Origin of the sequence: Achromobacter piechaudii NBRC 102461, from assembly GCF_001571245.1 — a bacterium.
GTDB lineage: Bacteria > Pseudomonadota > Gammaproteobacteria > Burkholderiales > Burkholderiaceae_B > Achromobacter > Achromobacter piechaudii.
Genome location: NZ_BCTK01000001.1, coordinates 283,940 through 309,336 on the forward strand (window position 1 = coordinate 283,940; position 25,397 = coordinate 309,336).

The window sequence follows — 25,397 nt, forward strand, 5'->3', positions numbered from 1 at the left end:
CCATGCAGCAGGTTCTGTGTCCGCAGTGCGGCGCCCCGGTCAAGTTCACGTCCACCGCCTCGGTCATGGCGGTTTGCGGCGCATGCCGCAGCACCTTGCTCAAAGACGCGGAATCGGTCAAGCGCATCGGCGAAATGGCCGACGTGCTGGAAGACTATTCGCCGCTGTGTCTGGGCGCGGCGGGCAGCTTTGACGGCAAGCGTTTCGATGTCATCGGCCGCATCCAGTTGCGCTATGACGACGGCTTCTGGAACGAGTGGTACGTCTGGTTCGAGGACGGTTCGGACGGCTGGCTGTCGGACGCCTCGGGCCAGTACGCCGTTACGCGGCGGCGCAAGGTCAAGTCCACGCAGGGCATGCCGGCGTTTGCCGACATCGCACCCGGCGATGAGCTCAAGCTGGACGGCCAGCGCTTCGTGGCCTCGGACATTCGGCGTGCGCAGGCGGGCGGCGCGCAAGGCGAATTGCCCTTCGTGCCGGGCGATGGCTGGGAAGCCAAGGTGGCGGACTTTCGCAGCCTGGACGCCTTTCTCACGCTGGATTTTTCCGACGCGCCCGAACCCGAGCTGTACATCGGTAAGGCCTTTGACCTGTCCGCCATGCAGGCTGCCAGCCTGCGCACCAATGAACAGGTCGAGGAGACTTTGGGCCGTTTTCGCGGCCAGATCAAGGCGCTGGACTGCCCCAATTGCGGCGCGCCGATCAGCTTCGTGGCGGCCATGGCCACCCACGTGGTGTGCCCGTCCTGCGCGGCCGCCGTGGATTGTTCCGGGCCCACCGCCCAGGTGATCGAAAAGGCGCGCAAGCTCAAATCCATCACCACCACCTTGTCGCTGGGCGCGGTGGCCAAGATCGACGGCGCCAGCTATACCCTGATCGGCCTGATGAAATGCGCCGACCCCGATCCCGAAGAGCCGTCGGACTGGGTCGAATACCTGCTGTTCAATCCGGCCAAGGGCTTTATCTGGCTGGTGGAAACCGACGAAGGCTGGGAGCGGGTGCAGGTGTGCGACACCTGGCCCAGCCTGAACAACGCGACCAGCGTGCGCTGGCGCTCGAAGCTGTACCAGAAACTGTACGACTACACCTCGCGCGTCGAGGTGCCGCTGGGCGCGTTCAACTGGCGCGTCAAGGCGGGCGACACCACCAAGATCACCGACTACAAGGCCGGCACGCTCAAGCTCACGCGTGAGCAGGGTGAAGCGGAACTCGGGTGGTCGGCGGCGGCCCCGGTGGCGCCGGCCCAGCTGGCCGAGTGGTTTGGCGACCCGCTGCTGGCCAAGCAGAAAGCCATGCCGATGGGCGGCAAGCGGGGCGGCTACGCCAAGTGGGCATGGATCGCCACGATCGGCATGGTGTTCCTGAACCTGGGCAACATCCTGAACGGCCGTTTCATCCCGATCCTGATCGGGCTGGCCTTCTTGTGGTTACCCGCCAAGATGGCGGACAAGCTTTCCGGAAAGGACGACTAGGACGATGGGCAAGTTCCTGTATGGCGTGTACGCCTTGGTGGTGGTGCTGGCGACCACGGGCGCGAGTTCGCCCGGCGTGCGCATGGTCGGCGGGGGAGGCAGCAGCTCAAGCAGTAGCAGCAGCTGGGGCAGCAGCTCGTCGGGCAGTTCGGGCTGGTCCTCGGGCGGGTCGCACAAGTGATCGTGCATGATTGCGCCGGCCGCCACGTGCTGGCCGATTTTCGCGGCGTGGCCGCCGACCGGCTGACCGACGCCGAGGCGCTGCAAGCGCAATTGGTCGCGGCGGCGAAGGCGGCCGGCGCGCAGGTATTGAGCGCGCATTTCCATCACTTTGGCGAAGGCGCGGGCGTGACCGGCGTGGTCATGTTGAGCGAATCGCACATCAGCATTCATTCCTGGCCGGAACACGGCTTCGCGGCGCTGGACATCTTCATGTGCGGCGCGGCGCAGCCCGAGCTGGCGCTGGCCAGCCTGCGCGACGCGCTGGCGCCCGCCACGGTCAAGGTCACCTCCGTCGCGCGCGGCTGAACGACGTTTTCCCTTTTTTTGATCTGGCGCAGTGGGCGGGTCGGCGCAAATTGACGGGCGCTATATACCTCTATATATTTCGTTACCGCTATCGCTGTTTTTGCCCATCCGCTTCGAAGGAAGATCATGTCTTGCAAACGTCCGCTGCTGGCGCTGTCCCTGGCGCTGTCCGCCCTCTGGAGCGCCGGCGTCCAGGCCGCCGATCTGGTTGTTTCCGCCGCCGCCAGCCTGACCAATGCGTTCAAGGACGTGGCCCAGGCCTATGAAAAGGAACACCCGGACACGCACGTCGTGCTGAATTTCGGCGCGTCCGACGTGCTGTTGCAGCAGATCGTGAAGGGCGCGCCCGCCGACGTATTCGCCTCGGCGGACCAGAAGGCGATGGACAAGGCGGTCGAGGAAAAGGCGGTCCGGCGCGATACCCGCGTGGACTTCGCGGCCAATCAGATCGTGCTGATCGTGCCCGAGGACAGCAAGGCGGGCATCACGTCCTTGAAGGACCTGACGCGCGATGACATCAAGCGCATCGCCTACGGCAACCCGGCATCGGTGCCGGTGGGCCGCTACACGCAGGGCGCGCTGGAGGCGGCCGGCTTGTGGAACGCCGTGCAGGCCAAGAGCGTGCTGGCGCAGAACGTGCGCCAAAGCCTGGACTACGTGGCGCGCGGCGAGGTGGACGCCGGCTTCGTGTTCGCCACCGACGCGGCCATCATGCCGGGCAAGGTCAAGGTGGCCTTGCGCGTGCCGTCGCAAACCCCGGTCACCTATCCGATCGCCGTGACGGCGCGCGAGCCGGCCGCCAAGGAAGCGCAGCGTTTCGTGGCGTATGTGTTGTCGCCGGCGGGTCAGGCGATTCTGTCGCGCTACGGTTTTCAACAGCCCTGACGCCTGGCCTGACGGCGCTTACCGATGACTGATCCCGTATGGATCCCGTTGCTGCTGTCGCTGAAGGTGGCGGGCTGGGCCACTTTGCTGGCCACGCTGGCGGGCACCGCGGCGGCCTACGGCCTGTCGCGCTGGCGCTGGCCGGGGCGCGATCTGCTGGACGCGCTGCTGACCTTGCCGCTGGTGCTGCCACCTACCGTGCTGGGCTATTACCTGCTGGTGTTGCTGGGCCGGCGCGGCGTCATCGGCGAAGTGCTGGCCAAGTGGAACATCGAACTGGTCTTCACCTGGCAGGGCGCGGTGATCGCCGCGTCCATCGTGGCGTTTCCGCTGGTGTTCAAGTCCGCGCGCGCCGCTTTCGAGAACGTGGATATCCAGCTTGAAAACGCGGCCCGCGTGTTGGGCGTGGGCGAGGTGGGCATCTTTTTCCGAGTGACGCTGCCTTTGGCGGCGCGCAGCATCCTGGCCGGCGTGCTGCTGGCGTTTGCCCGCGCGCTGGGCGAATTCGGCGCCACGCTGATGATCGCGGGCAACCTGCCGGGCCGCACGCAGACGCTGTCCGTGGCCATCTACGAAGCCGTGCAGGCGGGCGATGACCGTACCGCCAACCTGCTGGTGCTGGTGACCTCGATCACCTGCGTGGTGGTTCTGCTGGCGGCCGGCAAGCTCGTGCCCAAGGGCGCCAGCCTGCGCGATGGAGGCGGACGATGAGCGTCGATATCCGCGTGACCAAACGCATGGTGTCGGGCGAGCGCCACTTTGAACTGGATGCCGCCTTCGTTTCCTCGTCCCAGCGCATCGCCTTGTTCGGGCCGTCCGGAGCGGGCAAAAGCCTGACCTTGCGCGCGGTGGCAGGGCTGTTGCGCCCGGACGCCGGGCGCATCGAGATCAATGGCCGCGTGCTGTTCGACGCCCAGGCCGGCATATGCCTGCCGCCGCAGTCGCGGCGCGTGGCGTATCTGTTCCAAGACTACGCGCTGTTTCCCCATCTGACGGTGGCGCAGAACATTGCGTTCGGCTTGCGTCGCGGCTGGCGCAATCCGCCGCGCAACGAAGTCGGGCCCGAGGCGCGGCGCTGGGTGGACGCGTTCGAACTGGGCGCCATCACGGGCAGCTATCCCAGCGAAATTTCCGGGGGGCAGAAGCAGCGCGTGGCGCTGGCGCGGGCGCTGATGCTGCAACCCGACATGCTGCTGTTGGACGAGCCGTTTTCGGCGCTGGATTCGCAGCTGCGCGGGCGCATGCGCCAGGAGCTGAACGCCTTGCAACGCGAGTTGAACGTGCCGATGCTGCTGATCACGCACGACCCGGCCGATGTCGATGCCTTGGCCGACGAGGTATTCGAAGTGCGTGACGGCAGGGTCGGCAGCCGCCGGGATGATGTGGGCGTCTAGCCGCGCACGGCCGGACCGGGTGGCGTAATCAGTCCAGCACGCCCAGGATCACGCTGGACGCCTTGAAGATGGCCACGGCCGGCGCACCCACTTCCAGGCCCAGTTCCGTCGCGCTGTCGTTGGTCACGATGGCCACCAGCGTCGCGCCGCCTTCCATGCCGATCAGGATTTCGCTGTTGACCGCGCCCGGACGAATGGCGGTGATGTGGCCTTGCAACTGGTTGCGGGCCGACAGCCGCAGCCCGGGCCCTGGCGCCCCGACGATGACGGTCGATGCCTTGACCAGCGCAATCGCTTCCTTGCCCGGTTCGAGCCCCAGCTCTTCGGTGCTTTCCCGCGTGATGGTGGCGGTGATGTGATGGCCGCCCGCGATGCGAAGCTGGATTTCATCGTTGACCGCGCCGGTGCGGATTTCGGTCACGGTGCCCAGGAATTTATTGCGTGCGCTGGTCTTCAACATGAAGCGCCTCATCAGGTCGATGTCGCCGCTGGCGTCCAGCCCCGCGCGCGTCAGGTTGTCCATGAACTTGCGGTGTTCGGCTTCCAGGGCGCGAAACGTCATGATGAGACGCCGCGCGCGATCGGTCAGCTGCGTGCCGCCGCCGCCCTTGCCGCCCGCCGCGCGCAGCACCAGCGGTTCGCCCGCCAGGTTGTTCATCGCGTCGATGGCGTCCCAAGCCCCCTTGTAGCTCATGCCCACGGCGCGCGCGGCGGCCGTGATCGAGCCGGTGGCGTCGATCTGCGCCAGCAGGTCTATGCGGTTTTTTCCGCCCCAGGTCTGGGCGCCAGAACGAAACCAGATTGAGCCGTCAAGTTCCAACATGCGTAAAGGGTCAAGGTCAGGGGTCAAAAATGAGCCCCGAGTGTACTGGAGGACGCCCGCTGCGGCGGGGCGAAATCGTGGTCGCGACGCGTCGCCAGAAGCCCGATGTGGGCGCGCGATGCGAATGAGATTCTGTTGAAACTTTATGGGCTTCGCGGCACTATGTCGTGGCCCAGTCCTCTCGGAGACATCGACATGAAAGCGAATTTCGCGGTGAAATGGTTGGCGGCGGGTTCCATGGCGGCATTGCTCGCGGCTTGCGCCTCGGGCCCCACGATCAAGGGCGATTACGATCACCAGGCCGATTTCGCGCAGTACCGGACCTTCGGTTTCATGAGCCCCCTGGGCACCGACAAAGCAGGCTACAGCACCCTGCTCACCGAGCGCCTGAAGGCCGCCACGCGCGGCCAGATGGAAATGCGCGGCTATAGCTACAGCGCATCCAATCCCGACTTGCTGGTCAACTTCGGCGCCAAGTTGCAGCAGAAGACGCAAGTGACGCCTGCGCCGCCGCCGATGGGCCCTTACTATGGTTACCGTTCCGGCTTCTATGGCGGCTGGCCCGGCTACGGCTGGGGCGACGACGTCTATCAATACACCGAGGGCACGTTGAATATCGACCTGGTCGATCCGCGCCGCAAGCAACTCGTCTGGGAAGGCGTGGCCGTGGGCGAAGTCCAGAATCCGGATAGCGCCAACACACCCCAGAACGTGGACAAGGCCGTGGCGCAGATCTTCTCCAAGTACCCGTTCCGCGCCGGCGTCGCCGCGCCGCAGTTGCCGGATAAAAGCAAACCCTGAATCGAGGTAGCCGCATGACCGCTCGCCGCAAAGACCTGACCGAAGACACCGGCGACACGCCGCCCTACGACACCGTCGCCCTGGTCCTGCAAGGCGGGGGCGCGCTGGGGTCCTACCAGGCGGGCGTGTACCAGGGCTTGCACGAGGCGGGCATCCGGCCCAACTGGATATCGGGCATTTCCATCGGGTCGATCAACGCGGCCATCATCGCGGGCTCGCGCGAAGATGAACGCGTGGATCGCCTGCGCGGTTTCTGGGAAAGCATCTGCCGGCCAGCCGGCTTTGCCGCCGTGCCCTGGGGCGACACGCTGGCCGGCATGTTCGAAGGCATTCCGTTCGGCTTTGGTTCGCCCGCCATGAACGGCCAGTTGTCGGCGTTCCAGGCCTTGTTCTCGGGTCAGCCCGGCTTTTTCAAGCCGCGCTTTCCGCCGCCGTATTGGGCCAAGGGCGGGGGCGCGGCCTCCACCAGCTTCTACGACACCACGCCACTGGCCGCCACGCTGCGCCAGTTCGTGGATTTCGACGTGCTCAACAGCGGGGTGGTGCGCGCCAGCTTTGGCGTGGTCAATGTGCGATCCGGAAACTTCGCCTATTTCGACAGCCTGACGGATAAGCTCGGCCCCGAACACATCATGGCGTCGGGCGCATTGCCGCCGGGCTTTCCGTCCGTGGAAATCGATGGCGAACATTATTGGGACGGGGGCGTGGTCTCGAATACGCCGCTGGCGCAGGTGCTGACCACCGACAACATGCGCGACACGCTGGCTTTTCAGGTCGACCTGTGGCCCGCGCGTGGCGGGCTGCCGACGTCGCTCGAAGAGGTGGCCGAACGGCAGAAGGACATCCAGTATTCGAGCCGCACGCGCCTGGTCACGGACCAGTTGCGGCGCGTGCTCAAGTTGCGGCATGGCCTGCAGCGCCTGCTGGAGCGCATGCCCGAAGCCGAGCGCAATGCGCGCGACCTGGCCGACATCCGCAAGCTGTCGCACACGCCGGCCACCAACATCATCAACCTCATCTACGAAGCCAAGCACCGGGAGCGCTTTTCCAAGGACTATGAATTCGGCACCGAGGCCATGCGGGAACACTGGGAATCCGGTTTGTCCGACATACGCCAGACGCTGGCCAAGCCCGGCATCCTGGCCCGGCCTACCGAGGACAGTTGCTTCGTGACGCACGATATCCACCGCAACGGCCACCGCAATTAATGCGCATTTGCGTAGGACTGGTCTGATATCCGGGCCTAACCCGCGCCAAGAGCGCGTCATCAGGCCGTAACGCCGGTAGTCTCCAAGCACAAACAGCAACCTGGTTCCGGACCACGGCCGCCGCCATCGTTGGCCAGGCCGTCCCGGTGGAGACTCAAGATGACTGCTTTCGACGCTTTTTCCCCGCTAGGCCCGCCGCCGCCCAATGCCTCGCAACTGCCGCGAACGGCCGCGCCGCCGCTGCCGGGCAGCGACAGTCTCGATGGCTGGTGGAGCCTGCTTTACCGGGGGTGGACGCTACTGGCGCCTAGCGGCGTACGCATCGACCTGACCGAAATCGAACGCGCCTGCTTTCAATGCCTGCTGCGCAATCCGAACCGCGAATTGCGGCGCGAAGAGTTGATGGCCACGCGCGCCAGCACCAACCTGCGCACCTTGAATGTTGCGATATGCCGACTACGCAGCAAAGTTCTGCGCACGGGAATCCGTTTGCCGCTGCATACTGTTCACGGCGTGGGCTATGTGTTCCTGGGCAATCTCAGAGAGCTTTCCGATCTCTGAACCTGTTACCGATTTGTCTCTCCCACGCATCGTTTGAGCGGCTGAAAATACGTAATTTCCCCAATAACTGAGTTACATTATTGGGCTATTCACGTGCCATGACTGATATAAGGCATTGCCTGATCGCCTTGTTGGTTTCGGTTCACTACGCTACGCGGGGGTTTCAATGCGGTTTTTGCCTAAACGTGTTTCAGGTCTGGCTGTTTCCGGTGGCATCCTCGCGCTGATATTGGCGGGGTGCGGCGAAAAACCCCAGATGAACCCGGGCATGCCTCAGGTCAGCGTCATCACCGTTCAACCCGAGCGCGCGCCCATCGTCTCTGAACTGCCGGGCCGCGTGGACGCCGTGCGCGATGCACAGATCCGTTCACGCGTCACCGGCATCGTTCAGAAGATCACCTTCGAGCAAGGTGGCGACGTCAAGGAAAACCAACTGCTGTTCAAGATCGACCCGGCGCCCTACAAGGCCGCCTACGATCAGGCGACCGCGCAGTTGAAGCAGGCGCAGGCCAATCTGTTCAGCGCCAAGTTGCTGGCGGACCGCTACGCGCCGCTGGTCAAGGCCAACGCGGTCAGCAAGCAGGAATACGACAACGCCGTGGCCTCGTTCCGCCAGGCCGACGCCGCCGTTGCCGCGGCCAAGGCCGCGCAGGACAACGCGGCCATCAACCTGAGCTACACCGACGTCACCTCGCCCATCACGGGCCGCATCGGCAAGCCGCTGGTCACCGAAGGCGCGCTGGTGGAATCCACGTCCGCCACGCAGATGGCGACCGTGCAGCAGCTGGACCCGGTCTACGTCGACTTCACCCAGTCCACCGCCGAGCTGGCTGCACTGCGCCGCGCGTTCGCCAGCGGCAAGCTGCAACAGGTGGGCAAGGACACCGCACGCGCCACCGTCGTGCTGGAAGACGGCACTGAATACTCGCATGCGGGCAAGCTACTGTTCACCGGCATCACCGTGGACCCGTCCACGGGCCAGGTGAACCTGCGCGCCGAAGTCCCCAACCCCGATGGCATCCTGTTGCCCGGCATGTATGTGCGGGTGCGGCTGGAGCAGGGCGTGGACGACAAGGCGCTGGTGGTGCCGCAGCAGGCGCTGCAACGCACCGCCGACGGTTCTCAGAGCCTGATGCTGGTCAAGGACAACAAGATCCAACAGGTGCCCGTCACGACAGGCGGCGCGCTCAAGAACAATTGGCTGATCACCAGCGGGTTGACGGCCGGCGACGTGGTCGTGGTCGAAGGCTTCCAGAAGATCCGCCCGGGCGCGCCGGTGCAGGTAAGCCAATGGACCAAGAACGGGGCCGCGCCGAAAGACGGCCAGGCGCCCGCGCAACCCGGCGCCAAGCCGGCCGCGCCGGCAGACCCGTCCAAGCCTGCCCAGCCCGCATCGCAGGACAAGGCCGCAGGCCAGAAATCTTAAGCGGCACGCGGCGCTCAGGCGCCGCGTTCCCCTTTGGTGAGCATCGCTTTCAGAGTCAGCCCACATGCCGCAATTTTTCATTGATCGACCAATTTTCGCCTGGGTAGTCGCCCTGTTCATCTTGCTGGCCGGGGTGTTGGCCATCCCGAACATGCCAGTGGCGCAATACCCCGACGTGGCCCCGCCGGCCATCACGATCACCGCCACGTATCCGGGCGCGTCCGCCAAGGAAGTGGCGGAATCGGTCACCAGCATCATCGAAGACAAGCTTAACGGCGCCAAGGGCCTGATCTATTACGAGTCGGTCAGCGATTCCTACGGCACCGCCACCATCACCGCCACCTTCGCGCCGGGCACCAATCCCGATCTTGCGCAGGTGGACGTGCAGAACCGCGTATCCAACGTGATCGCGCAGTTGCCGGCGGCCGTGCAGCAACAGGGCCTGCAATACGAGCAGACCAGTACCGGCTTCCTGATGATCGTGACGGTGTCGTCCGAAGATGGCTCGCTGGACCAGACGGCGCTGGCCGACTACATCACGCGCAACGTGCAGAACCCGGTATCGCGCGTAGCCGGCGTGGGCCAGTTCCAGTTGTTCGCCGCGCCGCGCGCCATGCGCATCTGGGTGGATCCCGCCAAGCTGGTGGGCTTCAACCTGAGCATGAACGAAGTCAACCAGGCGATCTCGGCGCAGAACGTCCTGATCTCCGGCGGCAGCATCGGTGCGCCGCCCAACCCGGAATCGCAGCGCATCACCGCCACTGTCACCGCCAACGGGCAATTGAGCACGGTGGAAGGCTTTGGCAAGATCGTGCTGCGCGCCAACACCGATGGTTCGAAGGTGTTGCTGCGTGACGTGGCCCGCGTGGAAGTCGGGGCCGACAACTACCAATTCGGCGCCCGCCTGAACGGCAAGCCCACGGCGGCCTTCGCCATCGTGCTGTCGCCGGACGCCAACGCGCTGGCCACTGCCCAGGGCGTGCGCCAGCAGATGGCGGAGCTGTCCAAGTATTTCCCGGGCAACATCCAGTACGCCATCCCCTACGACACCGCGCCTTACGTCAAGGTCTCGATCGAGCAGGTGCTGCATACCCTGGTCGAAGCCATGGTGCTGGTGTTCCTGGTGATGTACCTGTTCCTGCAGAACGTGCGCTACACGCTGATCCCGGCGCTGGTCGTGCCGGTCGCCATGCTGGGCTCGTTCGCAGTGATGCTCGCGCTGGGCTTTTCCATCAACGTATTGACCATGTTCGCGATGGTGCTTGCCATCGGGATTCTCGTGGACGATGCGATCGTGGTGGTCGAGAACGTCGAACGCATCATGGCGACCGAAGGCCTGCCGCCCAAGGAAGCCACCAAGAAGGCGATGCCGCAGATCAGCGGGGCCATCATCGGCATTACGCTGGTGCTGGTGACGGTGTTCCTGCCGCTGGCATTCATGAGCGGGTCCGTGGGCGTGATCTACCGGCAGTTCTCGGTGGCCATGGCCGTGTCGATCTTCTTCTCGGCCCTGCTGGCGCTGACCTTCACGCCGGCCTTGTGCGCCACCATTCTCAAGCCGGTGCCCAAGGGCCACCACAACGAGAAGAAAGGCTTCTTCGGCTGGTTCAACCGCAAGTTCGACGCCACCACGCACGGCTATCAGAACTGGGTGTCGCGCATTCTGCACAAGGGCGGCCGCATGATGCTGGCCTTCCTGGTGCTGGTGTTGCTGCTGGGCTGGTTGTACCTGCGCCTGCCGTCTTCGTTCCTGCCCGAGGAAGATCAAGGCTACGTGATCAGCAACATCGAGCTGCCCACCGGCGCCAGCGCCAACCGCACGATCGAAGTGATCGAGCAGGTCGAGGAATATTTCCGCAATGTCCCGGCCGTCGAAAACGTCATTGCCGTGCAGGGCTACAGCTTCAACGGCAACGGCCTGAACGCCGCTATCGCGTTCACCACCCTGAAGGACTTCAAGGACCGCAAGGAACGCCAGGATTCCGCCGGCGCCATCGCCTTCAACGCTTTCCAGAAGCAGTTGATGGGCATCCACGATGCGCAGGTGTTCACGCTGGTGCCGCCCGCCATTTCGTCCCTGGGCAACGCCACCGGCTTCGACCTGCGCTTGCAGGATCGTGCGTCGGGCGGGACCGAAGCGCTGGCCGCGGCCACGGGCCAGTTGATGGGCATGGCCATGAAGAGCCCGGTGTTGTCGCAGGTCCGCATCACGGGTCTGGCGGCGGGTACGCAGCTGACGCTGAACATCGACCGCGACAAGGCCGCCGCCCTGGGCGTGGACTTCAATGAAGCAGCCTCGCTGATCTCGACGGCGGTGGGTTCGGCCTACCTGAGCAAGTTCCCGAACATGGGCCGGATGCAGAACATCTGGGTTCAGGCGGACGCGCCGTACCGCATGCAGCTGTCTGATGTGTTGCAGCTGAACGCGCGCAACACGCAGGGCGGGATGGTGCCGCTGTCCACCTTTGTGTCGGCCGAGTGGGTGCAGGGGCCGGTGCAGGTGGTGCGCTACAACAGCTACGAGTCCATGCGTATCGGCGGCAGCGCCGCGCCGGGTTACACCACCGGCCAGGCGATGGAAGAAATGCAGAACCTGGTGGCGCAGTTGCCGCAGGGCTTCGGCTATGAATGGACGGGGCTGTCCTACCAGGAACGGCAAGCGGGCAACCAGGCGCCGATCCTGATGGGCCTGTCGCTGCTGATCGTGTTCCTGGTGCTGGCCGCGCTGTACGAAAGCTGGGCCATCCCGCTGTCGGTCATGCTGGTGGTGCCGCTGGGGATGCTGGGCGCGGTGGCTTTGGTCAGCGCGCTGGGCATGTCCAACGACGTGTACTTCCAGGTGGGTATGGTGACCGTGATCGGGTTGGCGGCCAAGAACGCCATCCTGATCGTGGAGTTCGCCAAGGACCAGTACGCGCGCGGCATGGGGTTGTATGAATCGGCGGTGGAAGCCGCCAGGTTGCGGTTCCGGCCGATCCTGATGACCTCGCTGGCATTCATTCTGGGCGTGCTGCCGCTGGCGCTGGCCACCGGCGCGGGCGCAGCCAGCCAGCGCGCGGTCGGCCTGGGCGTGCTGGGCGGCATGTTGGCCGCCACGCCGTTCGCCGTGATCTTCGTGCCGACCTTCTTCGTGGTGGTCCTGGGCCTGTTCAAGACCCGTCCGCGCCTGCTGGGCGCAGAATTGAAGGCTTGGGAAGAAGAGCAGGCCGCCAAGAAAACGGCCGATGGCCAGCCCGTGACGGACACGGGCCACACTCCCGCACAACCCAACGGTGGCCCGGAGGGCAAGGCATGAAAGCCCTGATGATCAAGCAATCCGCTTTGTCCGCCTTCGTGGCGGTGGCGTTGGCTGGCTGCTCGCTGGCGCCCGACTACCAGCGTCCCGACGCCCCGGTCACGGGCGTCTGGCCCGACCAGCCCAAGGTGCAATACGGCGGCTACAACAATCCCACGTCGCTGGGCACGCAACCGGCTTCGGCCGTCGTGCCCGAGGCCGGGATTCCCGCCGCCGACCTGGGCTGGCGCGAATTCTTCCGCGATCCCCGCCTGCAAAGACTGATTTCGCTGTCGCTGGTGAACAACCGCGACCTGCGCGTGGCAGTGCAGCGCGTGGAAGAGGCGCGTGCCCAGTACGGCGTCCAACGCGGGGCGCAATGGCCCAGCATTGGCGCGGGCATCCAGGGGCAACGCCAGCATCTGCCCGCCAACATGCGCGCGGGCGGGCCGGATTCCAGCTCGATCTCCAGTTCGTACCAGGCCGGCATCGGCCTGACGACCTTTGAAATCGATCTGTTCGGCCGTTTGCGCAATCTGTCCGAGGCGGCATATCAGCAGTACCTGTCGACCGAGCAGGCGCAGAAGACCGTGCAGATCACGCTGGTCGGCTCCGTTGCGCAGTCGTATTTCAACCTGCGCGCGGCCGAAGTCCAGTTGGATCTGACGCAGCGTACGCTGGCCTCGCGCCAGGAATCCTACAACCTGGTCAAGCGCCGTTTCGACGGCGGCGTGGCCTCGGAACTGGATCTGAACCAGTCCAAGTCCTTGCTGGACACGGCGTCATCCGACCTGGCGCAACTGGCGCGCGCCCGCGCGCAGGCCCTGAACGCCCTGGTGCTGCTGGTGGGCACGCCGCTGCCCGCCGACTTGCCCGAGGCCGCCACGTTCGGCCGCGACCAGCTCTTGGCCACCGTGCCGTCCGGCCTGCCGTCCGATCTGCTGGAGCGCCGCCCCGACATCCTGGCGGCGGAAAACCAGCTGAAATCGGCCAACGCCAACATCGGTGCCGCACGCGCTGCGTTCTTCCCGACCATCTCGCTGACCGGCCTGCTGGGCGTGGCCAGCCCGTCGTTGGGCGATCTGTTCAAGGGCGGGCAGGGCTATTGGAGCTTCTCGCCGTCGATTACGACCCCGCTGTTCGCGGGCGGCAGCATCCGCGAGGGGCTGAATCTGGCGAAGGCGCGCGACAATATCGCCGTGGCGCAATACGAGCAGACCATCCAGCAGGCGTTCCGGGAAGTGTCCGACGCGCTGGCGGGCGAAGCCACGTATGGCGCGCAGCTTGACGCCCAGCGCGCGTTGCAGGAATCGTCCTCGCGCACGCTGGAACTGTCGAATCTGCGTTATACCAATGGCATCGACAGCTACTTGCAGGTGCAGACCGCGCAGGTGGACTTCTTCAATGCCCAGCTCTCGCTGGTGCAAACCGGTTTGGCCGCGCTGATCAACCGCGTGGAGCTCTACAAAGCGCTGGGCGGCGGCTGGGAAGAAAACACGAAAGAACCGACCAAAGTGACGACGACCGCTCAATGATAGAACTTGGTGTAAATATCGATCACGTTGCCACGTTGCGGCAACAACGCCATACGGTGTATCCGGACCCGGTGGCCGCGGCGCTGCGCGCCGAAGATGCCGGGGCCGACCTCATCACGCTGCATCTGCGTGAAGATCGCCGCCACATCCAGGACGCCGACGTCTACGCCATCCGTCCGCAACTGCGCACGCGCATGAACCTGGAATGCGCGATCACGGATGAAATGCTGGAAATCGCGTGCGCCGTCAAACCCAACGACGTCTGCCTGGTGCCTGAAAAGCGCACCGAACTGACCACCGAAGGCGGCCTGGAAGTTGCCGGCGCAATGAAAGCCGTGACGGATGCGGTCGGCTTGCTGACCGAAGCCGGCATCCGCGTGTCGCTGTTCATCGACGCAGACCCGGTGCAGATCGCGGCGGCGGCCAAGGCCGGCGCCACGGTGATCGAATTGCACACCGGCGCTTATGCCGAAGCCGAGGGCGAGGCAGCCCAGGCCGAATTGCAACGCATACGCCTGGCCGTGGCCGAAGGCTTGCGCCACGGCCTGCGTGTGAACGCCGGCCATGGCCTGCACTTGGGCAATGTCGCGCCGGTGGCCGCCATCGACGGCATTTCCGAATTGAACATCGGCCATGCCATCGTGGCGCAAGCGGTGTTCGACGGCTGGGAAAAAGCGGTGCGCGACATGAAAGCGGTGATGGTGCGAGCCCGCCTTCAAGCACTGCGCGGCCTGTGACGCCAGCCTGGATCGCATCCGCGCGCCCGTCGTTTCCCAAGCCGCTGTTTCTGGTTGACGCCCATGTCTGACTCCCCGAAAGCCCCGTCGCCCGCTGGCGCCATCGCCGGCATCGGCATGGACCTGCTGCGCATTGACCGCATCGAACGCGCGCTGGAGCGGCACGGCGACCGCTTCGCGGAAAAGATCCTGGGTACTGAGGAATTGCAGAAATTCCACGCACGCCGCGCCCGCGATCCCGTGCGCGGCGTGCGCTTCCTGGCCACGCGCTTTGCCGCCAAGGAAGCCTTTTCCAAAGCCATCGGGCTGGGCATGCGCATGCCGATGACGTGGCGGCGCGTGCAGACGCTGAACGCGCCCGGTGGCCGCCCGGTGCTGGTCATCGCGCCCGAATTGCTGGACTGGTATGGTCAGCGTTTCGGCGCCGCGCACGTGTCCATTACCGACGAATCCGATATGGCCGCCGCCTACGTGGTGGTCGAACGCAAGCCCTGAGCCGGCCGCCGCGCCGCCGCTTGCCCAATAGATATAAGGACAGCCTCATGGCCAAGAAAAAATCCAAGGAAGTCCTGCCTCCCGGCCCCGTGATGGTCGACGTGGCGGGCACCTCGCTCACCAAGGAAGAAAAGACACGCCTGCGCCACCCGCTGGTGGGCGGTGTGATTCTTTTTGCCCGCAACTTCGAAAGCCGCAAGCAGCTGACGCGCTTGACCCGCCAGATCCACAAGGCCCGCAAAGAGCCGCTGCTGATCCTGGTCGATCACGAGGGCGGCCGCGTGCAGCGCTTCCGCGAAGACGGTTTCACCGCCTTGCCCGCCATGCGCGACCTGGGCGTCTTGTGGGACCGCGACCCGCTGCACGCCATGCGCCTGGCGACCGAGGCGGGCTACGTGCTGGCCGCGGAACTGCGTGCTTGCGGCGTGGACATGAGCTTCACGCCCGTGCTGGACCTGGACTACGGCGTCAGCAAGGTGATCGGCAACCGCGCGTTCCATTCGGATCCGCGCGTGGTGACGATGCTGTCGCGCGCGTTGATCCAGGGCCTGGCGCTGGCCGGCATGTCGGCCTGCGGCAAGCACTTCCCCGGCCATGGTTTCGTAGGCGCGGACTCGCACCACGAAATCCCCGTCGACCCGCGCAAGCTGGACGAGATCCTGAACGACGACGCGGCCCCTTACGCGTGGCTGGGCGACGCGGTGCTGCCGTCGGTGATGCCCGCGCACGTGATCTATCCCAAGGTCGACAAGCACCCGGCCGGCTTTTCCAAGCGCTGGGTGCAGGACATCCTGCGCAAGCGCCTGGCCTATGACGGCGTGGTGTTCTCCGACGACCTGACCATGGAAGGCGCTTCGGTGGCGGGTGATATCCTGGCCCGTGCAAACGCTGCGCTGAATGCGGGTTGCGACATGGTGCTGGTGTGCAACCGCCCGGACCTGGCCGACGACCTGCTTGCGCGGCTGACGTTCAAGCACGCGCCCGAATCGGTCGAGCGCATCCGCCGCCTGATGCCGCGTTTCGACGCGCCCGACTGGGATACCTTGCAGGCCGAAAGCCGTTATCAGAATGCCCGACGACTTCAATCTCAAATCGTTCCTGGCTGACCTGCCGCATCTTCCGGGTGTCTATCGACACCTGGATGCGGCCGGTGAAGTCATGTATGTCGGCAAGGCGCGCGACCTGAAAAAGCGCGTCTCGTCGTATTTCCAGAAGAACCTCGCCAGCCCGCGCATCGCCCAGATGGTGTCGAAAGTGGCGCGGCTTGAGGTCACCGTCACGCGCTCCGAAGCCGAAGCGCTGATCCTGGAAAACAACCTCATCAAGAGCCTGAAGCCGCGCTACAACATCCTGTTTCGCGACGACAAGTCTTACCCCTACCTGCTGATCACCGGCCACGAATGGGCACGCATCGCCTATTACCGGGGCGCGACGAACAAGCGCGGCCAGTTTTTCGGGCCGTTCCCCAATGCCTGGGCGGTGCGCGAAACCATCCAGATCCTGCAAAAAGTCTTTCGCCTGCGCACCTGTGAAGACACCGTCTTCGCCAACCGCTCGCGGCCCTGTCTGCTGCATCAGATCGGGCGCTGTTCGGCCCCTTGCGTGGGCGCGATCGAGGCCGAGGAATATCAGCGCGACGTGCAGCGCGCCGTGCGCTTCCTGAACGGGGAAGCGAAAGACGTCATGGGCGAAATCGAAACGCGCATGCAGCAGGCGGCGATGGAACTGCGCTTTGAAGAAGCGGCGGCCTTGCGTGACCAGATGGGCTCGCTGGCGCGCGTGCTGCACCAGCAGACCATGGAGAACACCAGCGGCGAAGACACCGACGTCATCGCCGTGGCGATTGCGGGCGGCAAGGTCTGCGTGAACCTGGCGATGGTGCGCGGCGGCCGCCACCTGGGCGACAAGCCTTTTTTCCCGACGCACGCCGAAGGCGAGGCCGCGCCGCAGGTGCTGGAGGCGTTCATTGCCCAGCATTACACCGACAACGCCATGCCGCCAGTGCTGGTCTGTTCGCATGCCTTGCCCGACCCGGAACTCATCAACCTGCTGATCGAACAGGCAGGCGGGCGTCCGTCGCGCCTGTTGACGCGTCCGCAGGGCGCGCGCCGGTCGTGGCTGGAACAGGCGACCAAGAATGCCGAGATGGCGCTGGCTCGCGCGCTGACCGAATCCGGCGCGCGCGCCGCCCGCACGCTGGCGCTGGCCGAAGCGCTGGACCTGGACACCGACGAAGCCGCGCTGGACGCGCTGCGCATCGAGTGCTTCGACATCAGCCACACGGCGGGCGAAGCCACCCAGGCGTCCTGCGTGGTGTTCGAACACCATGACATGCAGCCTTCGCTCTATCGCCGTTACAACATCGCCGGGATCACGCCGGGCGATGATTACGCCGCGATGCGCCAGGTGCTGACGCGCCGCTTCGCCAAGGTGGCCGACGGCGACGCCCCGATGCCGGGGCTGGTGCTGATCGATGGCGGCAAGGGCCAGGTCGAGGTCGCGCGCAAGGTGTTCGTGGAATTGGGACTGGATATCCAGACACTGGTGGGCGTGGCCAAGGGGGAAGGGCGCAAGGTCGGCCTGGAAACCCTGGTGTTCGCCGACGAACGGCCGCCTGTGGCGCTGGGCGGCGAGTCCGCCGCGCTGATGCTGATCGCCCAGGTGCGCGACGAGGCGCACCGCTTCGCCATCACCGGCATGCGCGCGCGCCGCGCCAAGACGCGCAACGTGTCGCGCCTGGAAGAGATCGAAGGCGTGGGCGCGCGGCGGCGCCAGCGGCTGCTGGCTCGCTTCGGCGGGTTTTCGGGGGTGGCGTCGGCCAGCATCGAGGACCTGGCGTCGGTGGACGGCATTTCGCAGGACCTGGCCGAGCGCATTTATGAGGCCTTGCGTGGCTGACCCGACGGCCATGGCGCGGTCGGCCGGGCAGGGGGGCGGTCGATGGGCGGTCAACGGGACGCGCCGATACAGCCAGCGTCATCCGGCTGATGTAGCATACGGACACTATGCCAATTAACGTACCCATTATCCTGACATGGCTGCGCATCGCCATGATTCCGCTGGTGGTCGGGCTGTTCTACCTGCCCGAGAGCTGGATGTCGGTTCCCACCCGCGACACGTTTGCGGCGTGGGCGTTCATCATCGCGGCGCTGACCGACTGGTTCGACGGCTGGCTGGCCCGCCGCTGGAACCAGACCTCGGCCTTCGGCGCCTTCCTCGACCCTGTCGCGGACAAGCTCATGGTGTGCGCCGCGCTGATCGTCCTGCTGGACCTGAGCCGCGTCGACGCCTTCATCTCGCTGATCATCATCGGCCGTGAAATCACCATTTCGGCCCTGCGCGAATGGATGGCCAAGATCGGCGCCAGCGCCAGCGTCGCCGTGCATCGCCTGGGCAAGTTCAAGACCGCCGCCCAGATGGTGGCGATTCCCTGCCTGCTGTACAACCAGCCGGTTTACGGCATGAACACCAAGCTGCTGGGCGACGTGCTGATTGTCGTGGCAGCCGTGCTGACGGTCTGGTCGATGCTGTATTACCTGCAACGCGCCTGGCCCGCCATTCGCGAGAAGGCGCTGTAAGCCTGCTGCGGTAACCCGATATTCAAGCCGGCGGCCCGGCTCGCGCAGGACGGCCGCCGACACAGCCAAAGAGCGATGGCCGGCACGATCCGGCCCGGCCTTGACGCCGCAATCGCCATGAACACGACGTCCGGGCTTCCCGGCCGTTGCCGGAGACAACCCGCGCATCGCTTCGCCGCGTGCGCTACCCGCCGCCGCCGCGGCCTTTTGCGATGAACACCGCCGCCACCACACTGCCATCGGACGCCGACATACGCCGGCGCGACTGGAAAACCATTCTGCTCATTGGCGTTGCCCACGCCGCCTCGCACTTTTTTCAACTGGTGCTGCCGCTGCTCAACGTGTCGCTGGCCACGGCCTTCGGCCTGGACTTCGCGCGCGTCGGCGCGCTGGTGGCTACCTTCTACGTGGTGTCGGGCATCGGCCAGGCTTCGTCCGGTTTCGTGGTGGACCGCATCGGCGCGCGGCCCGTGTTGTGGTTTGGACTGGCGTGTTTTGTCCTGTCCGGCGTATTGATTGGCTCGGCTAACGGCTACCCCATGTTGATGGCTGCCGCTATCGTCGGCGGCATCGGCAATTCGGTTTTCCACCCCGCCGACTACTCCATCATCAACCATCGCATCACGGCGTCGCGGCTGGGGCATGCGTTTTCGGCGCACGGGCTGACAGGCAACCTGGGCTGGGCGCTGACCCCGGTTTTCATGACCACGATCATCTTGCTGGCCGACTGGCGCGTGGCCGCCTACAGCGCGGCCGGCCTGGTGGCGGTGGTGCTGCTGTTGACGATACTGGGCGGCAAGCTGCTGGGCGGTCCCTTGCCGGAGGATGCGGCGGCGCATGAAGGCCTCCAGGCAGCGGCGACGCCGGCAGCCAAGCCGGCCGCCAAACCGCCGGAAGGCGTGCTGACCACGCTGGCCACGCTGCTGTCCAAGCCGGCGCTGTGGGGCGCGTTCCTGTTTTTCGCCTGCACGTCGATTGCCTTGTCGTCGGTGCAGAACTACACGATTCCGCTGTTGGACCAGCTGTACGGCCTGTCCGAAGTCGTCGCCAGCTCGGCCTTGTCCGGCTATATGGTGGCCTCGGCGGTAGGCATGGCGGCGGGCGGCTTTCTGGTGTCGGCCAACCCGCGCACCGAACGCACGGTCATGGTGGCGCTGCTGTTGGCCGGCTTGACGCTGGTGGTGCTGGCGCTGGGTCTCGTGCCCGCCGCGCTGGCAGCGCCCGTGGTGGGGCTGGCCGGTTTCTGCTCCGGCGTGGCCGCGCCTTCGCGCGACATGCTGATCCGCCGCGTGACGCCCAAGGGCTCGACCGGCTCGGTCTACGGGCTGGTGTATTCGGGCATGGATGTCGGCTCGGCGCTGGGCCCCTTGGCGTTCGGCTTGCTGCTGGATGCCGGTTTCCGTCAGGGCCCATGGGTGGGCGCGGGCGTAGCGTTCACGGCGGCGGCCTTGCTGGCGCAGTGGATCGCGGTTCAGGCGCGTCGCGCCGACCCGATCGTGCCGGCGGGCGCGGCAGTCCGGTCCTGACCCCGCCCCAGCAACAGTAGCCCGGCCAGGCCGATCAGCACGCATAGCGCCACGTAGTAGGCGGGCACCATCCGGTTGCCCGTCTGCTGGATGAGGGCGGTGTTGATGAAGGGCGCGAGGCCGCCGAACAGCATCACCGCCAGGTTGTACGACAGCGACACGCCCGTGGACCGCAGGTTCACCGGCAGGATCTCGGTCATCAGCGCGGGCGTGGGCCCCCACATGACACCCATGCAGACGGCGGCCGCCAGTTGCGCTTGCAGCAGGGTGGCGAACGACGGTTCTTGCAGCACGCGCGCCATCATCACCCACGTGACGACCCCAAAGGCGAACGTCGCCGGCAGCATCAGGGCACGGCGCGTCAGGCGATCCGACAGCGCGCCGGACAGCGGACACAGCACCAGCAGCAGCACGGCCGCCAGCGCGCTGCTCAGTTGCGCGTCACCCATCGACAGCCCCAATTCCGTGACGGCGAACAGCGGCAGGTACAACAGCATCACGTAGTTGGACGCCGTGCCCGTGACCACGATGCAGAACGACCCGATCAGTTCGCGCGGATAGCGCGAGAACAGCGCGCGCAACGTGGTCTGCGTGGGCTTGTCGCGCTGGTCCTGGAAACGGCGGAATTCCGGTGTTTCATCGACTTGCGTGCGCAGGTAATAGCCGATGGGGCCGATCAGCATGCCGAACAGGAACGGCACGCGCCACCCCCAGCTTTCCAGGTCGGCCGTCGCCAGATTGGACGACAGCAGGTAGACGACGCCCGCGCCGGCGGAAAACGCCAAGGCTTGCGAGCACATCTGGAAACTGCCGTACAGGCCGCGCTTGCCGGGCGGGGCGAACTCGACCAGCATGGCGCTGGCGCTCGCATATTCACCGCCTACCGAGAACCCCTGGATCAGCCGCGCCACCAGCATCAGCACGCTGGCCGCGACGCCGATGGAAGCGTAGGTGGGCAGCACGCCGATCATGGCGGTGCCGCCCGCCATCATCAGGATCATCAGGGACAGCGCGCGGCGGCGTCCGTGGCGGTCGGCGTAGATGCCCAGGACCAGACCGCCGATCGGTCGCACGGCAAAGGCCACGCCGAAGGTGGCCAGCCCCAGCAGCAGCGACGTGGCGTTGTCTCCGGTGGGGAAATACAGCCGCGAGATCACGGCGGCGAACATGCCGTAGATGGCGAAGTCGAACCACTCGAAGGCGTTGCCCAGCACCGAGGCAATCACCACGCGGCGACGCATGGCGGGGCTGACTTGATAAGCGGGGAGCGTCATGACGGACTCCTGCAAGCGCTGTTCAGGCGTAAGGGGACACGGGCGCGCCAGCGTGGCGCAGCCCGGATGGCCAAGCGAAGGGAAGGGGGATCAGCCCAGGCGGTCGCGCACGATCTCGACGAAGACGGCCGCGCCGGTGGGCAGGATGTCGTCGTCGAAATCGAATTCCGGGTGATGGCAGAATGGGCCGTCCTGGCCGACGAAGAAATACGCGCCCGGGCATTCCTGCAGCAGGTACGAGAAATCTTCCGAGGCCATCAGCGGCGTGATGCGCGTGTCCACCGATTCAGCGCCGACCACGCGGGCGGCGGCGGCCGCGACGGTGGCGGCGGGGCCCGGTGCATTGATGGTGGGCGGGCACCCCAGGCCGAATTCGCAGTCGATGCGGGTGGAGTTGGCAAGCGCCAGCCCCTCGCATATTTCGCGCATCCGGCGCAGCGCTGTTTCCCGTGCGGAAACGCTCATCGTGCGTACCGTGCCGCGCAGCTCCATCATGTCGGGGATGACGTTGGGCGCGGAGCCGCCGTGCATCATGCCCACGCTGACCACGCCCGCCACGAGCGGATCCAGCGAGCGGCTGACCACGGTTTGCAGCATGCCCACCAACTGGCTGGCGATGACGACCGGGTCATTGCCTTGCTGCGGCATGCCGCCATGGCAGCCCACGCCATGCACGCGAATCGTGAACCCGTCACAGGCGGCCAGCAAGGCCCCTTCGCGCACGGCGACGCGGCCCTTGCCGAGCATCGGGTTGTTGTGCAGCCCGTAGATTTCGTCGCAGGGAAAACGCTTGAAGAGTCCGTCGGCGATCATCGCCGCGCCGCCCGCCAGGGTTTCTTCGGCGGGCTGGAAGATGAAGTTGACCGTGCCCGCAAAGTCCCGGTTCTGCGACAGATGCAAAGCGACCGCCAGCAAGGTGGCGGTGTGGCCATCGTGCCCGCAGCCATGGAAGGCGCCGTCATGAACGGAGCGGTAGGGCAGCGTGGTTTTTTCCTGCATGGGCAGCGCATCCATGTCTGCCCGCAAGCCGATGCGACGATTGCCGGACCGCTTGCCTGGCAACACGGCCACCACGCCCGTGCCACCTATGCCCTCGTGCACCTCCAGGCCCCAGTGCCGCAGCTTGGCCGCCACCTGTTCGGCGGTGCGATGTTCCTGGAAACCCAATTCCGGATGCGCGTGAAGGTCTTGCCTCCATTGCGCGAACTCGGGTTGGCGCTCGACAAACCAATCTCGCACTTGCATTGCCGCCTCCTTGGGGGAAGTGAAATGTCTGGGATTCGGATAGGCGGCGGGCCGGGCGGCCCGCCTGATGCCGAGCGAACCATAAACGAAATCCGCAGAGGGTAGTGCGTTTGTAACTAATCATCAGCGGGCGGCCCCGCGATGCGACTTACTGGCGGACCGTACGCACGTCCACCGGGGGAGCGGTGTCGACGTTGCTGCGCCACGGGTTGATGTCCAGCCCGCCGCGACGCGTGTAGCGCGCATAGACGGTCAGCTGTTCCGGCGCGCAAGCCTGCATGATGTCGCTGAAAATGCGCTCGACGCAGTGTTCGTGGAATTCGGCATGCTGGCGGAACGAGACCACATAGCGCAGCAGCGATTCGCGGTCGATGGGGGCGCCCCGGTAGCGGATCTGCACACTGGCCCAATCGGGCTGGCCGGTCACCGGGCAATTGGACTTGAGCAGGCGCGACGCCAGCGTTTCCTCGACCACGTCACCGGGGCGGGTGCGCAGCACTTCGGGCGCGGGCTCGTAGGTGTCGATCTCGATATCCAGCTTGTCGATATAGATGCCGTCCATCTCGCCCATCTGCAATTCGGAAAAGCGCTGGGGCAGGAAGAAATCCAGCCCCACCGGCGCGCCGGCAGCCGCGCTCAGGTCGCGTTCCAGCCGCCCGCGCAGCGCGGCGGAATTGACCAGCCGCGTCTGGTTGAACGAATTCAGATAGAGCTTGAACGACTTGGATTCGATGATGTTCGGGCTGTCGGCCGGCACCGAGAACGTGGCCATCGCCACACGCGGCTTGCCCTTGGCGTCCAGCCAGGACAGCTCGTAGGCATTCCACAGGTCCACGCCCTTGAAGGGCAGGTTGCCGGCATGCAGGTTCAGCGCCGCGCGGTTATGCGAACGCGCGATGGGAAACAGCAGCGAAGGATCGTATTGCGAGGCGTAGGCCACGCTCTGGCCCAGGGGGCCGTGAGACTGGGTCATGGCAAATCAGGTGTGTCGGGGGAATAGCGGCATTGTAGGCGCTTCAAAGTCGCCATTTTTCCGCATTGTGAAATGTAAGTCTCGTCATGTGAAAGTTCCTGCTGCTGCGCAACCAAAGCGCATTTCACGGATGGAAAAAACGTTCCGTAATGCGAAATTGAACTTTCAAGTGATTGATTTTACGGGAAAACATTTTTCATCTTCTATAAGACATAAGCCCACATTGCTCTGCAGCACAGGCATAGACTTTCTCCAACGATTCACGCAATGCAAGACGCGAATCTTTGAAGTCTTCTTATCACTGACCAGGAGCATCACCATGAGCACTCGCGAAACCGAAATCCGCAATTTGCAGAAAGACTGGGCCGAGAATTCCCGCTGGCAGGGCATCAAGCGCGACTACAGCGCAGAAGATGTCATCCGCCTGCGCGGCTCGATCAGCGTGCAGCACACGCTGGCCGAACGTGGCGCCACCCGCTTGTGGGAATTGCTGCATAGCGAACCTTTCGTGAATTCTCTGGGCGCCCTGACCGGCAACCAGGCCATGCAACAGGTCAAGGCCGGCCTCAAGGCCATCTACCTGTCGGGCTGGCAAGTGGCGGGCGACGCCAACCTGGCCGGCGAAATGTATCCCGACCAGTCCCTGTACCCCGCCAATTCGGTGCCGCAAGTGGTCCGCCGCATCAACAATTCGTTGGCGCGCTGCGACCAGATCCAATGGATGGAAGGCAAGAACCCGGGCGACGAGGGCTACATCGATTACTTCGCGCCCATCGTGGCTGATGCCGAAGCGGGTTTTGGCGGCGTGCTCAACGCCTTTGAACTGATGAAGGCCATGATCGACGCGGGCGCCTCGGGCGTGCACTTCGAAGATCAGCTGGCGTCCGTGAAGAAGTGCGGCCACATGGGCGGCAAGGTGCTGGTGCCGACCCGCGAAGCCGTCGCCAAGCTGGTGTCGGCGCGCCTGGCGGCCGATACGATGGGCACGCCCACCGTGTTGCTGGCCCGCACCGACGCTGACGCGGCCGACCTGGTGACCAGCGACGTGGATGAAAACGACCGCCCGTTCATCACCGGCGAGCGCACGGTTGAAGGCTTCTTCCGCACCAAGGCCGGCATCGACCAGGCCATCTCGCGCGGTCTGGCCTACGCGCCTTATGCCGATCTGATCTGGTGCGAAACGTCCACGCCCAATCTGGAATACGCCCGCAAATTCGCGGACGCCATTCATCGCCAATTCCCGGGCAAGCTGCTGGCGTACAACTGCTCGCCCTCGTTCAACTGGAAGAAGAACCTGGACGACGGCACCATCGCCAAGTTCCAGCGCGAGCTGGGCGCGATGGGCTACAAGTTCCAGTTCATCACGCTGGCCGGCTTCCACGCGCTGAACTACGGCATGTTCGAACTGGCCCACGGCTACGCCCGCCGCCAGATGAGCGCCTTCGTGGAATTGCAGCAGAAGGAATTCGCCGCCGCCGAAATGGGCTTCACCGCCGTGAAGCACCAGCGCGAAGTCGGCACGGGTTATTTCGACGCCGTGACCCAGACGATCGAAAACGGCCAGTCCTCGACCACGGCGCTTACCGGCTCCACGGAAGAGGCCCAGTTCGAACACGGCAAGGAACAGAAGGTTGCCTGATCGCGCAAGCGTGATCGCATTGA

Annotated in this window: 23 protein-coding genes; 19 read left to right on the plus strand and 4 right to left on the minus strand. The window is 65.3% G+C overall.

Annotation, left to right across the window (positions count from 1 at the left end):
* Positions 1–2 precede the first annotated feature (2 nt).
* The 6 genes from API01S_RS01365 to API01S_RS01385 all read left to right on the plus strand — a co-directional run bounded on the left by API01S_RS01365 (position 3) and on the right by API01S_RS01385 (position 4,279).
* Positions 3–1,472, plus strand: coding sequence for a DUF4178 domain-containing protein (locus API01S_RS01365; protein WP_061302773.1), 1,470 nt, complete (start codon positions 3–5; stop codon positions 1,470–1,472).
* Positions 1,473–1,476: 4 nt separating this feature from the next.
* Entirely contained in the window at positions 1,477–1,653 is a 177-nt protein-coding gene (locus API01S_RS29295) for a hypothetical protein (protein ID WP_006220489.1), read from the plus strand.
* Entirely contained in the window at positions 1,650–2,000 is a 351-nt protein-coding gene (speD, locus tag API01S_RS01370; protein ID WP_061302776.1) for an adenosylmethionine decarboxylase, read from the plus strand. Before API01S_RS29295 ends, speD begins: the two co-directional genes overlap by 4 nt.
* A gap of 126 nt (positions 2,001–2,126) precedes the next feature.
* Positions 2,127–2,885, plus strand: coding sequence for a molybdate ABC transporter substrate-binding protein (modA, locus tag API01S_RS01375; RefSeq protein WP_061302778.1), 759 nt, complete (start codon positions 2,127–2,129; stop codon positions 2,883–2,885).
* 24 nt (positions 2,886–2,909) lie between these two features.
* Positions 2,910–3,596 (plus strand): molybdate ABC transporter permease subunit, encoded by a 687-nt coding sequence (modB, locus tag API01S_RS01380; protein ID WP_006220486.1) that lies wholly within the window; start codon positions 2,910–2,912, stop codon positions 3,594–3,596.
* Positions 3,593–4,279 (plus strand): ATP-binding cassette domain-containing protein, encoded by a 687-nt coding sequence (locus API01S_RS01385; protein WP_050729983.1) that lies wholly within the window; start codon positions 3,593–3,595, stop codon positions 4,277–4,279. The genes modB and API01S_RS01385 overlap by 4 nt, the downstream gene beginning before the upstream one ends.
* Positions 4,280–4,307: 28 nt before the next feature.
* Here the strand turns inward: API01S_RS01385 and API01S_RS01390 are convergent, their stop codons facing one another.
* A complete protein-coding gene (locus tag API01S_RS01390; RefSeq protein WP_006220484.1) occupies positions 4,308–5,102 on the minus strand; it encodes a TOBE domain-containing protein in 795 nt (264 codons plus the stop codon).
* Positions 5,103–5,297: 195 nt separating this feature from the next.
* On the opposite strand from API01S_RS01390, the gene API01S_RS01395 reads away from it, so the two are divergent.
* The 12 genes from API01S_RS01395 to API01S_RS01450 all read left to right on the plus strand — a co-directional run bounded on the left by API01S_RS01395 (position 5,298) and on the right by API01S_RS01450 (position 20,243).
* Positions 5,298–5,903, plus strand: coding sequence for a DUF4136 domain-containing protein (locus API01S_RS01395; protein ID WP_061302780.1), 606 nt, complete (start codon positions 5,298–5,300; stop codon positions 5,901–5,903).
* 14 nt (positions 5,904–5,917) lie between these two features.
* Positions 5,918–7,111, plus strand: coding sequence for a DUF3734 domain-containing protein (locus API01S_RS01400; RefSeq protein ID WP_050729985.1), 1,194 nt, complete (start codon positions 5,918–5,920; stop codon positions 7,109–7,111).
* Positions 7,112–7,270: 159 nt separating this feature from the next.
* Positions 7,271–7,672 carry a helix-turn-helix domain-containing protein gene (locus tag API01S_RS01405; protein WP_084802335.1) on the plus strand — a complete coding sequence of 134 codons (402 nt, stop codon included), beginning with the start codon at positions 7,271–7,273 and terminating at the stop codon, positions 7,670–7,672.
* Between the two features lie 166 nt (positions 7,673–7,838).
* Positions 7,839–9,098: an efflux RND transporter periplasmic adaptor subunit gene (locus tag API01S_RS01410; RefSeq protein WP_039883374.1), complete on the plus strand. Its 1,260-nt coding sequence runs from the start codon at positions 7,839–7,841 to the stop codon at positions 9,096–9,098.
* Positions 9,099–9,162: 64 nt separating this feature from the next.
* Positions 9,163–12,393 (plus strand): efflux RND transporter permease subunit, encoded by a 3,231-nt coding sequence (locus tag API01S_RS01415; protein WP_006220479.1) that lies wholly within the window; start codon positions 9,163–9,165, stop codon positions 12,391–12,393.
* Complete coding sequence (locus tag API01S_RS01420) at positions 12,390–13,907, plus strand: efflux transporter outer membrane subunit (RefSeq protein WP_006220478.1); 1,518 nt, start codon at positions 12,390–12,392, stop codon at positions 13,905–13,907. The genes API01S_RS01415 and API01S_RS01420 overlap by 4 nt, the downstream gene beginning before the upstream one ends.
* On the plus strand, positions 13,904–14,644 hold the full coding sequence (locus API01S_RS01425; RefSeq protein WP_006220477.1) for a pyridoxine 5'-phosphate synthase: 741 nt from the start codon (positions 13,904–13,906) through the stop codon (positions 14,642–14,644). Before API01S_RS01420 ends, API01S_RS01425 begins: the two co-directional genes overlap by 4 nt.
* Positions 14,645–14,707: 63 nt before the next feature.
* Positions 14,708–15,139: a holo-ACP synthase gene (acpS, locus tag API01S_RS01430; protein ID WP_006220476.1), complete on the plus strand. Its 432-nt coding sequence runs from the start codon at positions 14,708–14,710 to the stop codon at positions 15,137–15,139.
* Positions 15,140–15,186: 47 nt separating this feature from the next.
* Positions 15,187–16,245: a beta-N-acetylhexosaminidase gene (nagZ, locus tag API01S_RS01435; protein ID WP_061302782.1), complete on the plus strand. Its 1,059-nt coding sequence runs from the start codon at positions 15,187–15,189 to the stop codon at positions 16,243–16,245.
* Positions 16,208–18,037, plus strand: a complete 1,830-nt coding sequence (gene uvrC, locus API01S_RS01440) for an excinuclease ABC subunit UvrC (RefSeq protein WP_061302784.1) — start codon at positions 16,208–16,210, stop codon at positions 18,035–18,037. Before nagZ ends, uvrC begins: the two co-directional genes overlap by 38 nt.
* A gap of 107 nt (positions 18,038–18,144) precedes the next feature.
* The gene (gene pgsA, locus API01S_RS01445; RefSeq protein WP_006220473.1) at positions 18,145–18,717 is read left to right on the plus strand and encodes a CDP-diacylglycerol--glycerol-3-phosphate 3-phosphatidyltransferase; all 573 of its coding nucleotides are present in this window, start codon (positions 18,145–18,147) and stop codon (positions 18,715–18,717) included.
* A gap of 212 nt (positions 18,718–18,929) precedes the next feature.
* On the plus strand, positions 18,930–20,243 hold the full coding sequence (locus API01S_RS01450; protein ID WP_061303791.1) for an MFS transporter: 1,314 nt from the start codon (positions 18,930–18,932) through the stop codon (positions 20,241–20,243).
* Here the strand turns inward: API01S_RS01450 and API01S_RS01455 are convergent.
* The 3 genes from API01S_RS01455 to queF form a co-directional block, all read right to left on the minus strand.
* Positions 20,189–21,517 (minus strand): MFS transporter, encoded by a 1,329-nt coding sequence (locus tag API01S_RS01455; RefSeq protein WP_217481362.1) that lies wholly within the window; start codon positions 21,515–21,517, stop codon positions 20,189–20,191. The two genes, API01S_RS01450 and API01S_RS01455, sit on opposite strands and share 55 nt — an antisense overlap.
* Before the next feature lie 90 nt (positions 21,518–21,607).
* Positions 21,608–22,762 carry a M20 aminoacylase family protein gene (locus API01S_RS01460; protein WP_061302786.1) on the minus strand — a complete coding sequence of 385 codons (1,155 nt, stop codon included), beginning with the start codon at positions 22,760–22,762 and terminating at the stop codon, positions 21,608–21,610.
* 148 nt (positions 22,763–22,910) lie between these two features.
* Positions 22,911–23,735, minus strand: coding sequence for an NADPH-dependent 7-cyano-7-deazaguanine reductase QueF (gene queF / locus API01S_RS01465; RefSeq protein ID WP_061302788.1), 825 nt, complete (start codon positions 23,733–23,735; stop codon positions 22,911–22,913).
* Positions 23,736–24,054: 319 nt separating this feature from the next.
* Here queF and aceA point away from each other — a divergent pair, with 319 nt between their 5' ends.
* The gene (aceA, locus tag API01S_RS01470) at positions 24,055–25,374 is read left to right on the plus strand and encodes an isocitrate lyase (RefSeq protein WP_039883373.1); all 1,320 of its coding nucleotides are present in this window, start codon (positions 24,055–24,057) and stop codon (positions 25,372–25,374) included.
* The last annotated feature ends 23 nt before the right edge of the window (positions 25,375–25,397 follow it).